The 14,150-nt window shown below is 68.7% G+C and carries 9 protein-coding genes and 1 pseudogene; 7 read left to right on the top strand and 3 right to left on the bottom strand.

Features of this window, described 5'->3' with window-relative positions; genetic code table 11:
* Positions 1-49 precede the first annotated feature (49 nt).
* The 7 genes from ACTG9Q_RS28430 (at position 50) to ACTG9Q_RS28400 (ending at position 12,012) form a co-directional block, all read left to right on the top strand.
* A complete protein-coding gene (locus ACTG9Q_RS28430) occupies positions 50-2,143 on the top strand; it encodes a hypothetical protein (protein WP_455575994.1) in 2,094 nt (697 codons plus the stop codon).
* Complete coding sequence (locus tag ACTG9Q_RS28425) at positions 2,140-3,411, top strand: PrgI family protein (protein WP_455575993.1); 1,272 nt, start codon at positions 2,140-2,142, stop codon at positions 3,409-3,411. Before ACTG9Q_RS28430 ends, ACTG9Q_RS28425 begins: the two co-directional genes overlap by 4 nt.
* Positions 3,411-5,339 carry a VirB4 family type IV secretion system protein gene (locus ACTG9Q_RS28420; protein WP_455575992.1) on the top strand — a complete coding sequence of 643 codons (1,929 nt, stop codon included), beginning with the start codon at positions 3,411-3,413 and terminating at the stop codon, positions 5,337-5,339. Before ACTG9Q_RS28425 ends, ACTG9Q_RS28420 begins: the two co-directional genes overlap by 1 nt.
* A gap of 158 nt (positions 5,340-5,497) precedes the next feature.
* Positions 5,498-8,020, top strand: coding sequence for a type IV secretory system conjugative DNA transfer family protein (locus tag ACTG9Q_RS28415; protein ID WP_455576068.1), 2,523 nt, complete (start codon positions 5,498-5,500; stop codon positions 8,018-8,020).
* Positions 8,021-8,306: 286 nt separating this feature from the next.
* Positions 8,307-9,389: a replication-relaxation family protein gene (locus ACTG9Q_RS28410; protein ID WP_455575991.1), complete on the top strand. Its 1,083-nt coding sequence runs from the start codon at positions 8,307-8,309 to the stop codon at positions 9,387-9,389.
* Between the two features lie 58 nt (positions 9,390-9,447).
* Positions 9,448-10,374 (top strand): C40 family peptidase, encoded by a 927-nt coding sequence (locus tag ACTG9Q_RS28405; RefSeq protein WP_455576067.1) that lies wholly within the window; start codon positions 9,448-9,450, stop codon positions 10,372-10,374.
* A gap of 747 nt (positions 10,375-11,121) precedes the next feature.
* Entirely contained in the window at positions 11,122-12,012 is an 891-nt protein-coding gene (locus ACTG9Q_RS28400; protein WP_455575990.1) for a serine protease, read from the top strand.
* On the opposite strand, the pseudogene ACTG9Q_RS28395 reads toward ACTG9Q_RS28400, so the two are convergent.
* From ACTG9Q_RS28395 to ACTG9Q_RS28385, 3 genes and pseudogenes are all read right to left on the bottom strand, one after another.
* Positions 12,009-13,101, bottom strand: a pseudogene (locus ACTG9Q_RS28395) (IS630 family transposase). The gene ACTG9Q_RS28400 and the pseudogene ACTG9Q_RS28395 sit on opposite strands and share 4 nt — an antisense overlap.
* 36 nt (positions 13,102-13,137) lie before the next feature.
* On the bottom strand, positions 13,138-13,566 hold the full coding sequence (locus ACTG9Q_RS28390) for a hypothetical protein (RefSeq protein WP_455575989.1): 429 nt from the start codon (positions 13,564-13,566) through the stop codon (positions 13,138-13,140).
* A 100-nt stretch (positions 13,567-13,666) separates the two neighbouring features.
* Positions 13,667-14,107 (bottom strand): restriction system modified-DNA reader domain-containing protein, encoded by a 441-nt coding sequence (locus tag ACTG9Q_RS28385; protein WP_455575988.1) that lies wholly within the window; start codon positions 14,105-14,107, stop codon positions 13,667-13,669.
* Between the last annotated feature and the right edge of the window lie 43 nt (positions 14,108-14,150).

Below are 14,150 nucleotides of genomic sequence, written 5' to 3'. Positions count from 1 at the left end.
GGGCAGCACCCTCGCCTCGGCAGCGTTCAGTCCGGACTCGGCTACACCGGTGGTCCTGGCTGCCGCGGCGCAGCCCGCGCCGCCGACCAACCAGCCGCCGATCCCGATCCCGACGGTCGACCCGGACCCCTGCGGTCCAGGCTCGCCGCCGCTGCCCATCTGCACCCTGCCGACGCCGACCACGACACCTCCGATGACCGGGCTGCCGCTGCCGACCGAGGTCCCGCCCCTGCCGCCGTGCGACCCGACCCTGCCGCTGCAGCCGTGTGCACCCACCGGCAGCACGACCCCAACAGCACCGTGCTCCGGTGAGGGCTGCATCCCCCAGCCCGGCACCACCACCACGCCACCGAGCAACCCCGGAACCGGGCAACCCGGCCAGGGCGAGGACCCGGCCGACGACTGCGGCATCACCGACATCGGCGCCTGCATCACCGAGGCCATCAACGCCTTCTTCCGCGGCATCGTCACCGAGGCACTCAACCCGCTACTGGACCTGCTCTCGCGCACGTTGTTGACCACGCCGATGCCGGACTCGCTACCGCGGGTGGGCGAGCTGTGGGACAACTCCTGGCAGATCCTGCTCATCTCCTACAGCCTGCTCGTCCTCCTCGCAGGGGTCATCGCGATGGGCTACCAAACCGTCCAGACCCGACACTCCATCAAGGAACTCACCCCACGCCTGGTCATCGGGTTCCTGGCCGGGGCACTGTCGCTGTGGGTGGCGACCAAGGGCATCCAGATCGCCAACGCCCTCGTCGCCGCCATCATGGGCGGCGGAGTCGACGCGAACTCCGCGGGCGAGACGCTGCGCAACCTCGTGCTCGGCAGCCTCAACGGCGGCATCTGGATCATCTTCATCGGCATCTTCCTCGCCGGAATGCTCGTCGCGCTGCTCATCACCTACGTGGTGCGCGTCGCGCTGACCATCATCCTCATCGCCGGAGCACCACTGGCGCTGATGTTCCACGCCCTGCCCCAGACCGAGGGCATCGCCTACTGGTGGTGGAAAGCCTACGGCGGCTGCCTCGCCATCCAGCTCGGCCAGAGCCTGACGTTGATCACCGCGATGAAGGTGTTCCTCGCCCCCGGCGGTTTCACCCTCTTCGGCCCCACCACCTCCGGTCTGATCAACCTCCTGGTCGCACTCGCGCTGATATACATCCTGTTCAAAATCCCCTTCTGGGTGCTGTCCTCAGTACGCGGCGGGAGCGGCCGGAGCGGACTGATCGGGTCGCTGGTCAAGGGCTTCCTCGTCTACAAAACCTTCGGTCTGCTCCGCGGTGGCGGGAGCGGCGGGGGCAAGAGCCCGAAGCCCCGCCCCTCGGGCGGCGGCCGGGGCGGCAACGGTGGTGGAGCTTCCAGCGGCGGCGGTTCGTCGAACCCGTACGCCAACGCGCGCACCACCGGAGGCGGGCAGTACGTCCTGCCGCTGCCCGGCGTACGCCGCACCCGCCCGACAGGCAAGCCCGCGCCGAAGCCGACGTCCGGTCCGACCCCGAAGTCCTCCGGTTCGCAGGGCCGCCAGCTGGTGCTGCCGTTGGGGAACGATTGGCCGGAGAACAAGCCAGTGCTCGGCCGCGACGGGCAGTACCGGCTGCCCCTGGACGTCCAGCGCACCACGCCACCACCGGCCTCACCCACCGGGACCGACACCGGCGGTCGGCGCACCCGCACAGCCGGGGGCAAGCAACTCGAGTTGCCGTTGGACCCCTACCAGGGCAACCGCCCGAACAGGTCCGGGCAGTACCCGCTGCCCCTGGACGGGGTACGTCGAGTGCCCCGCCCGGCGAGTCCGCCGCCTCCACCGAGTCCACGACCGAGCGGGCGTCGGGTGGTCCAGCCGGAGCTGCCCTTCGACCCGTACAAGGGCAACCGGGCGACCCGCGGCGGCCAGTACCCGCTGCCGCTGGACAGCGTGCGCCGGACTCCCGTCCCCAAGCCCGCGGCCGCTCCGCCATCGGCGGCACCAGTGACACCGCCTCGCCCCGCGCCGCGCGCGGGACAGCAGTTGCGGCTGCCGCTGGACCTGCCCAAACCCGCCAAACCACCCACGACGACGCGGCCGGTCTTCAGCTCACCACCGTCACCACCGCCGCCACCGGCGCGGCCGAGGCCCAAACCAGGAGGTAAGACCTCATGACCGCTCCCGTTCGTATCCCGGCCGATGTCGACATGCACGACCGCATTCTTGGGCCGCTGACCGCACGTCAACTGGCCATCCTGTCCGCCGCCGGGGCGGTGCTCTATCTGATCTGGGTGGCTACCCGCGCGCTGGTGTCGATCCCGGTGTTCCTGGCCTTCGCGGTCCCGGTCGGCGCGGCCTCGGCGATGCTCGCGCTGGGCAAGCGCGACGGGGTTCCGATGGACAAGCTGCTCGTCGCCGCGATCCGGCAACGGGTCGCACCCCGGCACCGGGTCGCTGCCCCGGAGGGCGTGCGCCCGGCACCTGCCTGGCTCACCCCGGACACCGACCGGACCACGGGACAGACCGCAGGTCGCCGCAAGAACGGCAAGGGCCGGACCGGGCAGACCGAACAGGTGTCGCCCTCGGCGTTGCGACTGCCGGCCGAGGCCGTCACCGAGACCGGAGTGGTCGACCTCGGCGCCGACGGGTTGGCGGTGGTCGCGGTCGCCTCGACGGTGAACTTCGCGCTGCGCACGGCGAACGAGCAGGAAGCACTGGTCGCCTCGTTCGGCCGCTACCTGCACTCCCTGACCGCCCCGGTGCAGGTGCTCGTGCGCACCGAACGCCTCGACCTCTCCACCCAGATCGCCGAACTACGCGAGCGCGCGGGTGGACTGCCACACCCGGCGCTGGAGGCCGCCGCGCTCGAGCACGCCGACTACCTGATCCAGCTTGGGCAGCAATCCGACCTGCTGCGCCGCCAAGTGCTGCTCGTCCTGCGCGAGGGCCTGCAGCCGGCAGTCCCAACCGATGGTTTGGGTGGGCCCGGCCCGCTCGCGGTGCTCGGGTCTATGGCGGGCAAGCGCCGCACGCAGGCGGGCGGACAGATCGACGCCGGTGCCCGCCGAGCGGCGGAGTCGCGGCTGGTGCGCCGTCTCGGCGAGGCAATCGAGCTGCTGTCCCCGGCCGGGATCGTGGTCACCCCGCTCGACGCGAGCCAGGCCACGGCGGTGTTGGCCTCCGCGTGCAATCCCGACAGCCTGCTGCCGCCCTCAGCGGGGCTGGCCGGCGCGGACGAGGTCATCACCACCACCTCCGGCGCAGACCTCGCAGAGGACGACCTCGTAGATGACTTCGACGGCTCCTACTTCGCGCACAGCACCACGGCGCCCAGCCGCGCGCCGTCGGGGCAACCGAAGAACAGCGACGAGTACCGCGACGACTGGGACTACGAGGACGACGAGTACCCGGACGACTACGAGGACGAGAGGGGGCGGTCCTGATGGCCTCCCGCACACGCAAGACCCGTGGCAACCACAGGCTGGCCGCCCCGGCGACGGCCTCATCGGCAGCCGCCGCGTTCACCCCCGACGCCCTGTCGGTAGCCGCACGGCACCTGGAGGTCGGCGGTGAATGGGTCGCCAGCTTCGCCGTGGTCAGCTTCCCGCGCGAGGTGCACCCCGGCTGGCTCACCCCGCTGCTGACCTACCCCGGCCGCCTGGACGTCTCGGTGCACATCGAACCGATCGACCCCGCCACCGCCGCCTCCCGGCTCAAGAAACAGCTCGCGAAGCTGGAGGCCGGGCGACGTCACACCGCCGAGCACGGCCGCCTGTTCGACCCGCAGATCGAAGCCGCCACCGAGGACGCCTACGACCTCAGCTCAAGGGTGGCCCGCGGAGAGGGAAAGTTGTTCCGGGTCGGGCTGTACCTGACGATCCACGCCGCCACTGAGAAGGCGCTCACGGATGAGGTGGCCGCGCTGCGGTCGCTGTGCGCCTCGCTGCTGCTGGACGCCAAGCACACCACCTACCGGTCCCTGCAGGGCTGGGTGTCGACGCTGCCGATGGGCCTGGACCTCATCGGGATGCGCAGGACGTTCGACACCAGCGCGTTGGCGGCGGCGTTCCCGTTCACCAGCCCGGACCTGCCCGCCCCCGACCCCACCTCGGTCGCGGCACCATCCGGGGTGCTCTACGGCTACAACGTCGGCAGCCAGGGGCTGGTGCATTGGGATCGGTTCGGCGACGGGATGCACAACCACAACAGCGTGATCCTCGGTCGCTCCGGTGCGGGCAAGTCGTATCTGGTGAAGTTGGAGCTGCTGCGCAGCTTGTACCGCGGCATCGAGATCGCCGTCGTCGACCCCGAGGACGAATACGCCCGCCTGGCCGCCGCGGTCGGCGGCACCTACGTCCACCTCGGCGCGCGCGGCGTCCGCCTCAACCCCTTCGACCTGCCCATCCACACCCGCGCCGACGGCCGCCGCACCGCCCCGAAAGACGCGCTCGTCCGGCGCAGCTTGTTCCTGCACACCGTCATCGCCGTCCTCATCGGTGGCGAGCTGGAGGCGGCGGAACGGGCGGCGCTGGACCGGGCGATCGCCGCCACGTACCAGAGCGTGGGCATCACCGCCGACGCGCGCACGTGGACCCGGCCGTCCCCGACGCTGCGGGTCTTGCGGGACCAGCTCGCGGGCGCCGGGCAGGCCGGCGACCGGGCCGCGGGCGAGCTCGCCGCTCGGTTGCACCCGTTCGTCGAGGGCGCGTTCAAGCAACTGTTCGACGGGCCCAGCAGCGTCAACCCCGAAGGGCACCTCGTGGTGTTCAGCCTGCGCGACCTGCCCGACGAGCTGAAAGGCGTCGGCACGCTGTTGACCTTGGACGCGGTGTGGCGGCGGGTGTCCAACCCGGCCATCCGCCGCCCACGCCTGGTCGTGGTGGACGAGGCGTGGCTGCTGATGAAGGAGACCTCCGGCGCCGAGTTCCTGTTCCGCATGGCCAAGGCGTCCCGCAAGCACTGGGCCGGGCTGACGGTCGCGACCCAGGACACCGCCGACGTCCTCGGCAGCGACCTCGGCAAGGCCGTCGTGGCGAACGCGGCCACCCAGATCCTGCTGCGCCAGGCGTCCCAGGCCATCGACGAGATCACCCAGACCTTCGACCTCTCCGCCGGGGAACGAGCGTTCCTGCTCTCCGCCGACCGTGGCCAAGGCCTGCTGTCGGCGGGCACACAAAGGGTGGCGTTTCAGAGCATCGCCTCACCGACCGAGCACTACCTGGTCACCAGCAACCCGGCCGAACTCGCCGCCTACGCCAGCACCGCCGAACCGGTCGACGAGGCCGAGGCCGCATTCGTCGACTTGGGCTTCCACGGAGACGAGTTCGGCTCCGACTCCGGCGACGACCAGGTCCACCTCGACGCCGCCTGAGCGGGCGCGCACCACACACCTCGTACGCACCTCTCCCGTGAAGGGACTCGTTCATGCTGCCCCGAACACGCACATGGGTACTGCCTGCCCTCGACCAGCCACCAGAACCACTTCCCACCGCCGCACCCACGCACTCGACCCAGGCCGCCGCCGGGTGGATGGAGGACTACCTGCGCGATCCCGGCGGCGCGCTGCTCGCGCTGCTGGCCCGGCTGCGGGACCTCGCCCTGGACTGGGGCCCGGTCGCGGCGCCGGTCCTCGCGGTGCTCGTCACCGGGATCGTGCTCGGCCGGCGATGGTGGGGCCGACGCTGCCACGAGCTGCTGCTGGCCGACGCCCGTCAGGTCACCGTGCTCGCCCCACCCACCGTGGACCCCGCGGGCGGGTCGGCACTGTGGGCCAACCTCGTCGGGCTGCTGCGCCCTGGGTGGCGGCGGGCGTTCACCGGCCAGCCGCACGTGGCGTGCGAGTACGTGTTCTCCGAAGCCGGGGTCGCGATCCGGCTGTGGGTCCCCGGCGTCATCCCACCCGGCCTGGTCGAACGCGCCGTGGAGGCGGCCTGGCCCGGCTCCCACACCCGCGTCGGCCCGGCCGAGCCCCCGCTGCCGACACCAGGCGAGGGGCAGCGGCGCCTGGTGGTCGGCGGCGAGCTACGGCTGGCCCGCCCCGAGGCGTTGCCCATCCGCAGCGCCTTCGACGCCGACCCGATCCGCGCGCTGATCGGCGCGCCGGTCGGGCTCGGACGTGCCGAGTACGCCTGCGTACAGGTGCTGGCCCGCCCGGTCACCGACCGCCGCGTTCAACGCGCCCGGCGCGCCGCCCGACGAGTCCACACCGGCGGCTCGACCCGCCTGGTCGGTCGCCTGCTCGACATCCTCACCGCCGCCATCACCCCCGGTAACCGCACCCGACGTTCAACATCGGCACGAACGACGACCGGCACCCTGCACAGCGACCCGCAAACCTCGCTGGAATACGCCGCGCAAAATCGGGCCATCGTGGGCAAGCAGCGCGGCAGCCAGTTCGAGACCGTCGTCCGCTACGCCGTGGCGACCCTGCTCTCAGCTGACACCGACGCCGACGAGGCCCGCCGGGCACGGGAGGTCGCCCGCGGCCGGGCCCACGCCCTGGCGGCCTCGTTCGCCTCCTACACCGAGCACAACCACTACACCCGCCACCACCTCCGCCACCCCGGCCGCGTCATCGACTCCCGTCGGCTCGGACGCGGCGACCTGCTGTCGGTGCCCGAACTGGCGGCGATCGCGCACCTGCCCACCGACGAGGCCATCCCTGGTATCCAACGCGCCGGAGCCCGCGCCATCGCACCCCCACCGGGCATCGCCACTCCCGGCCCGAAGGCCAAACCACTCGGGGTCACTGACACCGGCCACCAGCGGCCCGTCGCGCTGCGCGTGCCCGATGCCCGCCACCACCTGCACGTCATCGGCGCCACCGGCTCCGGCAAGTCCACCCTGCTCGGCAACATGATCCTCGCCGACGCCGAGGCCAGCCGCGGCATCGTGCTCATCGACCCCAAGGGCGACCTCGTCACCGACGTCCTGTCCCGCCTTCCACGCTCGGCAGCCGAACGAGTCGTGGTCTTCGACGCCGACAGCAAGTCCCGGCCACCCTGCCTCAACCCCCTCGACGGCGGCGAGACCGACCTGACCGTAGACAACCTCGTCAGCGTCTTCCGCCGGGTCTACTCGGCGTTCTGGGGACCGCGTACCGACGACGTCATGCGCGCCGCCTGCCTCACCCTGCGCGCCCAGGATGGCGTCGCCACGCTGGTGGACCTGCCCAAGCTGCTGGCCGACCCCGCGTTCCGCAGTCGGGTCACCGCCGGGATCACCGACCCCGTGCTGCGCGGGTTCTGGTCCTGGTACGAGGAACTCACCGACTCCAGCCGTAGCCAGGTCATCAGTCCACTGATGAACAAACTGCGCGCTTTCCTGTTGCGGCCGTTCGTGCGCGATGCGATCGCGGGCGGGCACTCCACAGTGGACATGGGTCAGGTTCTCGACGGCGGTATCTGCCTGGTGCGCATCCCGAAGGGCTCACTGGGCGAGGAGACCACACGGCTGGTCGGGTCGTTGGTGGTCGCGCGGACCTGGCAGGCCACGACCGGCCGGGCGCGGACACCGCAACGGCAACGCCGGGACGCCTCGATGGTGATCGACGAGTGTCACAACTTCTTGAACCTGCCTTATCCGATCGAGGACATGCTCGCCGAGGCTCGCGGTTTCCGGGTCGCGATGACCCTGGCCCACCAGCACCTCGGCCAGCTTCCCCGCGAACTGCGGGAGGGCATGTCGACCAACGCCCGCTCGAAGATCTTTTTCAACGCGAGCCCGGAGGACTCGCGCGAGTTGTCCCGCCACACCGCGCCCCGGTTGTCCGACCACGATCTCGCTCACCTCGGCGTCTATCACGCGGCTGTGCGCTTGGTGCTCAACGGCGAGGAAGTGCAGCCGTTCACCATGCTCACCCAGCCCTTCCCGCCCGCCGTCCCCGGACGGGCACGAGAGATCCGCAGCATCGCGCGCCGCACGGCTCGCACTCGCGCGACCGATGGCGCCGCCACCAAGGCACCTCACAGTCCTTCGAGTCCGTCGCGGGTCGCGAATCGGAACGAGCCCGTCGCGCGGCCGCGCGAGTCCGACCCTCGCCGCGCCGGGTGATTTGGAATCAGCGTTGCCACCACATGGTGTAGCGCAAAAACCATTGTCCAGAAAAGTATCGAGTGACGTCCGTTGATACCAAACTCCATCCAGCTTGACTCATTTTATCTAACTCAACCTGAACGGGCCTCATATCGTCACTATAGGAAATGTCGACAAAAGTGCAGGTCAACATCAGCCATCCCTTCATGCTCGACTGGCGGAACTTACCAACATGTCGATGCAACGGCAGTGGTTGTTACATCCAGCATCACCAATTGGCACCGTATGTCCGGAGGCGCCCAACATGATCACCAATCCTACCCGCCAGCGCGCTTTGCGCGGCCACAAGCCGACCCGGCCCACCCCGCGTGTCGCGAACACCGCCGAGCACCAAGCCGTGCTGGCGTGGCGGCTGACCCCGCGCGACAAGTGGATCGCCCGGATGCTCTGGGAACACAAAGTCCTTACCGCCCACCAGATCACCGCACTCGCCTTCCCCAGCTTCCGATCCGGGCGGATGCGGCTGCGCGAGCTCTACCTGTGGGGTGTCGTCGACCGGTTCCAGCCGTTCGTCACCCTCGGCACCGCGCCCATGCACTACGTCCTGGCGCCCGCCGGCGCGGCGGTGCTCGCCGCCGAGGACGGCCTGGACGTCAAGGAACTCGGCTACCGACACGACCGGGTCTTCGGCGTCGCCCACAGCCTGCGCCTGGCCCACACCATCGGGGTCAACGAGTGGTTCACCGCCCTGGTCGACCGCGCCCGCCACCCCCACGCGAGCGAACAGGTCGAGCTGGCGGCGTGGTGGTCGGAGACCCGCTGCGCCCGCCACTTCGGCGACCTGATCAAACCCGATGGCTACGGCCGCTGGCGCCACCACGACCAGCACGGTGACCGGCAGGTCGAGTGGTTTCTCGAGTACGACTTCGGCACCGAGCCGCTGAGCAAGCTCGCCGGGAAACTGGCCGGTTACGCCGCCCTCGCGCACGCCACCGGTATCACCACGCCGCTGTTGGTGTGGCTGCCGACCTCGCGGCGCGAGGCCACCGCCCGTCGGATGCTGGCGAAGGCGTGGCGCGAGCTCGACGACCGACGCTCGGTGCCCATCGCCACCGCGGCGGCCGAGCTGCTCAACCCCGAGACCAGCCATCCAAGCCCTGCCGACGAGGTCTGGCTACCGCTGACCGCAGCCGCCGGAGCGTCCCGGCGAGCGCTGTCGGGATTGCCCGCCGCCTGGCCGCACGTGCCGCCGCCGGTCACGCCCACCGAGGAGACCTCGACGGGAGTCGACTCGCCGCAACCGATGTCGCCGCCGCCCTCGCCGATGCCGCCCACCTCACATAGCCCGCGGGCGCCACGCGGGGCGGGCCGACCGGGAAGGTGGTGAGAGCGTGCTCGCCAAGATCGCCATCGGAGCCGCGGCCATCCTGCTGCTCATCCCCGTCATGATCGGCCAAAGCGTCAGTGCTGTGGTGGACGCGCTGTTCGGCAGCTCCTCGAACACCACCATCAACTGCACGACACCGATCGCCGACATCCCACCCGACTACTGCCTGCTCTACGTCACCGCGGCCCCGCACTGCCCCGGCCTGGACTGGACCGTGCTCGCCGCGATCGGCAAAGTCGAGACCGACCACGGCCGACTGAAGGCACCCGGCGTGACCGAGGGCGAGAACTACGCCGGGGCAGGCGGGCCGATGCAGTTCCTCGCCCCGACCTTCAACGGCGTCATCGCCGCACACCGGATCCCACCCGGCGGCGCCAGCCCGCCCTCGCGGTACAACCCACACGACGCCATCCACGCCGCCGCCTTCCTGCTCTGCGACAACGGAGTACGACGAGGCGACCTGCGGGCGGCGATCTTCGCCTACAACCACGCCGACTGGTACGTCGACATGGTGCTCGAACAGGCCGGCAAGTACGCCGAGGCCGCCGCGAGCGGCGTCGGCAACGGCGACTGCAACGCCATACACGCCCCCAACGCCATCACCCTCGCCGCCATCAACTACGCCTGCGGACAACGAGGACTGCCCTACGTGTGGGGCGGCAACGGCCCCGACGGCGGACACGCTGGCTTCGACTGCTCCGGACTGACCAAGGCCGCCTACGACGCCGCCGGAGTGAACCTGCCCCGCACCGCCCAAACCCAGTTCAACGCAGGCCCGCGCGTCCCGGCCGGGCAGCCGCTATTACCGGGCGACCTCGTCTTCTACGGCACACCCGGCAACATCCACCACGTCGGCCTCTACATCGGCGGCGGACTGATGATCAACGCACCGACCTTCGGCCAACCGGTACAGATCGACAAATACCGGTACAACGGCGACGACTACGCCGGGGCGACCCGCCCAGCAGCCTCTATCGCGGTGTAGGTTCCGCACGTATTTGAACACTTTCAGCGATAGATTACCACGACATGACCAACTGATCAGGTGCCACGGAAACCTGCAGCTCGGGACTCTCCATAGGCCACACGCAGCCGCAGGAAGCAGCGAGCATGCTCAACAAGCCCGGAGAAACCATCACGACGCGGTGTTCAAGTAGCGCGGAATCCGCAGGCCACTTGGACAAAATCGGTCATCTGTGCGCGGAACCTACAGCGGCGCAGCTTCCGCGCACTTGACCGCTAAATATACACCTGACTATTTACCGCAAACAAGTCTCTAACCGAAACGCGCTCTCATGCCCATGAGTGGACGTCAGCGTTGCGCTCTGACGTCCGAGCAACAACGCTAAACTCGCAAGAGTGCCAAATTCTAGCGGACGACTGTCGTTGTCAGATACTCATGACCACGCACCCGTTCGCAGTCGGCGAGAGTAGCCTCGAACAGCGGGACCCGGCCCACATCACCCGCCGAGCGGTAAGCATGTGCTCGACCGCTCCAGCGATGCCTGGCTGAGTCGCTCGCCATCCGAGGGGTGTGGTGGTGGCTGTGATGGCATCCTGTGGCCAGGTACCCCAATCGGTGGACCGTCGTCTGGTGAGTTCCCTGCGCTCACTCCATCCACCATCATTATCTTGAACTCGTTGACCGTTCGGCGCGGCCCGATGTTGTCGGCATCGGTGCCATCGCCGCACGAAACAGTTCCGACGTCATCGATGGTGGTGTCATGTCCGCATGCGCCATCATGCCGAGCAGGGAGTGGACGGTATGAAGTGGACGAGTCGCCCGGTCACGTTACTGGTGGCTGCTGTGATCGCATCGCTGATCGGTGTTCCTCAGGCGCAGGCCATCATTGACACAGAGCGTCCGACGACGATCTTTCGCGAACGGACCCCGTACCTGGTTGGATTGAACCTCGACGATTCGCACTGGTGCGGCGCCACCCTCGTCTCTCAATCCACGGTACTTACCGCCGCACATTGCCTTGACCAGAGGTCGCAGGGGAAAATTTTCCTCGGGTTGTTCGACCGAAGCAGGCCCATGCTAACCAACACGCAAATTGTTTCCGTTACGAAGAGCGATTGGGTAGTGCACCCAGGTTTCGATCGACTGACTTTACTCAATGACATCGCGGTGATCAAGCTCCCTGCGCATGCGAAGATGAATGAAAACGTCATGGCCGTGCAGCTGGGCACCGCGAAAGCCCTCGATTCAGGACCGGTTACCGTGTCCGGCTGGGGTGCCGGGCGCTATCTGGACGACGACTCAATTTCGTCTACCCTATCGGAGGCTGTCACCGTTTCCCTGACTCCCCTCAACACGTGCAAAAACTGGTTCGGCGCCCGCATCACGCCTACGATGATCTGCGCGGTTTCAGGTTCGACGTACATCAAAGGTTTCTGCAGCGGCGATGATGGAGGACCTGCCATCAGTCCCGTTGATCGCAGGCTGATCGGCATCATCTCCTTCACGGGCGAGCGCTGTCATTCCAGGACTCCTCGTGTCATGACGAGGGTGGACAGCTACCGCACGTGGATCTGCCAAAACATTAAAATCGGCGAATTCATCGAGGGCTGTCCTCGCGGCCAGAACACTGCAACGCAGGCCAGTGTCAAGTACCGCTAGTGTCGTGAGTCGTTAATTCGCGTGCAGTATGCGGTGAGGGTGTCGAGGATCTGGTCGGCGGTCTTGGCCCAGACGAATGGCTTGGGGTCGGCGTTCCAGTCGTTGATCCAGCGGCGGACGTCGGCTTCGAGTTCGGTGACCGAGCGGTGGGCGGAGCGGCGCAGTTTGCGGTTGGTCAGTTCGGCGAACCAGCGTTCGACCAGGTTGAGCCAGGACCCGCTGGTGGGGGTGAAGTGCAGGTGGAACCGGGGGTGGCGGATCAGCCATTCCTTGACCTTGGGGGTCTTGTGGGTGGCGTGGTTGTCCAGCACCAGGTGCAGATCGAGGTCTTGGGGCACCGCGGTGTCGATCAACTTCAGGAACCGGAGAAACTCCTGGTGGCGGTGGCGCCGGTAGTGCTGGGCGATGACCGATCCGCTGCCGAGGTCGAGGGCGGCGAACAGGCTGGTCGTGCCGTGGCGCACGTAGTCGTGGGTCATCCGCGCCGGGGTGGTGGGCATGAGCGGCAGGATCGGCGCGGTCCGGTCGATCGCCTGCATCTGGGACTTCTCGTCGACGGCGAGCACCAGCGCGTTCTCCGGTGGCGCCAAATAGAGGCCGACGACGTCGCGGACCTTGTCCACGAACTGCGGATCGGTCGAGAGCTTCCACGTCTCGATCGCGTGCGGTTTGAGCCCGAACGCCCGCCAGATCCGCGAGACCGCCGACTGCGACAGCCCGATCGAGCGGGCCATCGACCGGGTCGACCAGTGGGTGTCCTGCCCCGGCGTCTCCTCCAACGTCTTGACGATCAACTCGTCGACCTTGTTGTCGGTGATCACACGTGGTCGACCCGGCCTGGGCTCGTCGGACAACCCGTCGAGCCCGGTCAGCCACGAACCGCGACCGCCACTTCGACACCGTGTTCCGCGAAACACCCACCACCGCGGCGACCTCACCGATCGAGCCACCTTCGGCACAGCGCAACACAATCCGCGACCGCAACGCCAGCGCCTGCGCGGTCTTCCGACGCCGCGCCCACCCGGACAACACCGAACGCTCCTCGTCGGACAACACCACCGGATCAAGCTTCGGGCTCGGCACCGCCACACCCTATAACTACCAACGAACTACCGACTCAGGACACTAGCTTCGCGTGCCCGGCGTGAACGGTTCGGGTTCGCCCATGCCCGTACCTGCCTTGGCGGCGAAGGGCTGGCCGTAGGGATCGACCAGCACGATCCGCTGGGTGAACAACGGCGGGGAGACGGTATCGAGGGTGATGATGTTGTGGTCGCTGGCCAGCTCGAACAGCGTGTTCATCACCTCGCGGCTGGTGGTGCGGTCCGGGTCGGTCTCAACGGACAGGCCTTCGACCCGGATCTCCAGCAGTCGGTGCTGGGGCAGCACGGTGATGCGGGTGTGCATGTGCTCGGGGAGGCCGCCGTCCTCGCGTAGCTCGGCGATGTCGTTGGACAGTGCCACGGCGATCGCCTCCAACCGGTAGCCGCGTTCGATCTCGACCCGCGCGCCCCATATGACCTGCAGGTTCGCCGGGACGTCAGGTTCAGTCATGACGAGTCCTTCGCGAGTGAACGCCGTTGGACCGCCCACCCACGGTCGGGCGGTCCGACGCTGCGTTGATGGCTCGGAGTGGTGTCGAGTGGTGCGTGGGTTAGCGGCCCCGTCGGGCGCGGAGGTCGGCGCGCAGGTCGGCCAGAGAGCGACCGTCGGAGGTGCGTCGCCATGCGTTCCAGCCGTGGTGGGGCTTGCCGCTCAGGGCGGTCGCGGTGGCTGACGGGGTGGCGAAGACCCGTTCGCCGTCCGCGAGGAGGAAGGTGCCGTCGATCCTCAGTCGAGCGGTGTGGCGTACCTGGCCCGCGCAGCGTTCCCACACGAGTTCCTCGCCGTAGGTCACCAGGTGGGCCGCCATCAGACCGCTCAGGACCGTGCCCGCCCAGCGCAGCGGCGAGGATCCGGGGCGCTCGGACGTCAACACCACGTCGCGGCTGAGCGTCTCGGCGGCGTCGATGTAGAGGCGCATCGTGGCGGCGACCGTGGGCGCGAGGGTCCACGGCCAGCGTTCGTCCAATCCCGCCCAGCGACCGATGGGCATCCACCGGCCTCGGTAGGCCAGCAGCACCTCCGGGTCGGCGGCG

Source organism: Actinokineospora lacus, from assembly GCF_053813445.1.
The sequence above is the reverse complement of the archived record's forward strand: the minus strand, read 5'-3'. Positions and strand labels throughout refer to the sequence as shown.

Coding starts and splice junctions, on each gene's coding strand:
- ACTG9Q_RS28425 (WP_455575993.1), top strand. CDS start 2,140: ATGACCGCTCCCGTTCGTATCCCGGCCGATGTCGACATGCACGACCGC.
- ACTG9Q_RS28420 (WP_455575992.1), top strand. CDS start 3,411: ATGGCCTCCCGCACACGCAAGACCCGTGGCAACCACAGGCTGGCCGCC.
- ACTG9Q_RS28415 (WP_455576068.1), top strand. CDS start 5,498: ATGGAGGACTACCTGCGCGATCCCGGCGGCGCGCTGCTCGCGCTGCTG.
- ACTG9Q_RS28410 (WP_455575991.1), top strand. CDS start 8,307: ATGATCACCAATCCTACCCGCCAGCGCGCTTTGCGCGGCCACAAGCCG.
- ACTG9Q_RS28405 (WP_455576067.1), top strand. CDS start 9,448: ATGATCGGCCAAAGCGTCAGTGCTGTGGTGGACGCGCTGTTCGGCAGC.
- ACTG9Q_RS28400 (WP_455575990.1), top strand. CDS start 11,122: ATGCGCCATCATGCCGAGCAGGGAGTGGACGGTATGAAGTGGACGAGT.
- ACTG9Q_RS28390 (WP_455575989.1), bottom strand. CDS start 13,566: ATGACTGAACCTGACGTCCCGGCGAACCTGCAGGTCATATGGGGCGCG.
- ACTG9Q_RS28385 (WP_455575988.1), bottom strand. CDS start 14,107: ATGCCCATCGGTCGCTGGGCGGGATTGGACGAACGCTGGCCGTGGACC.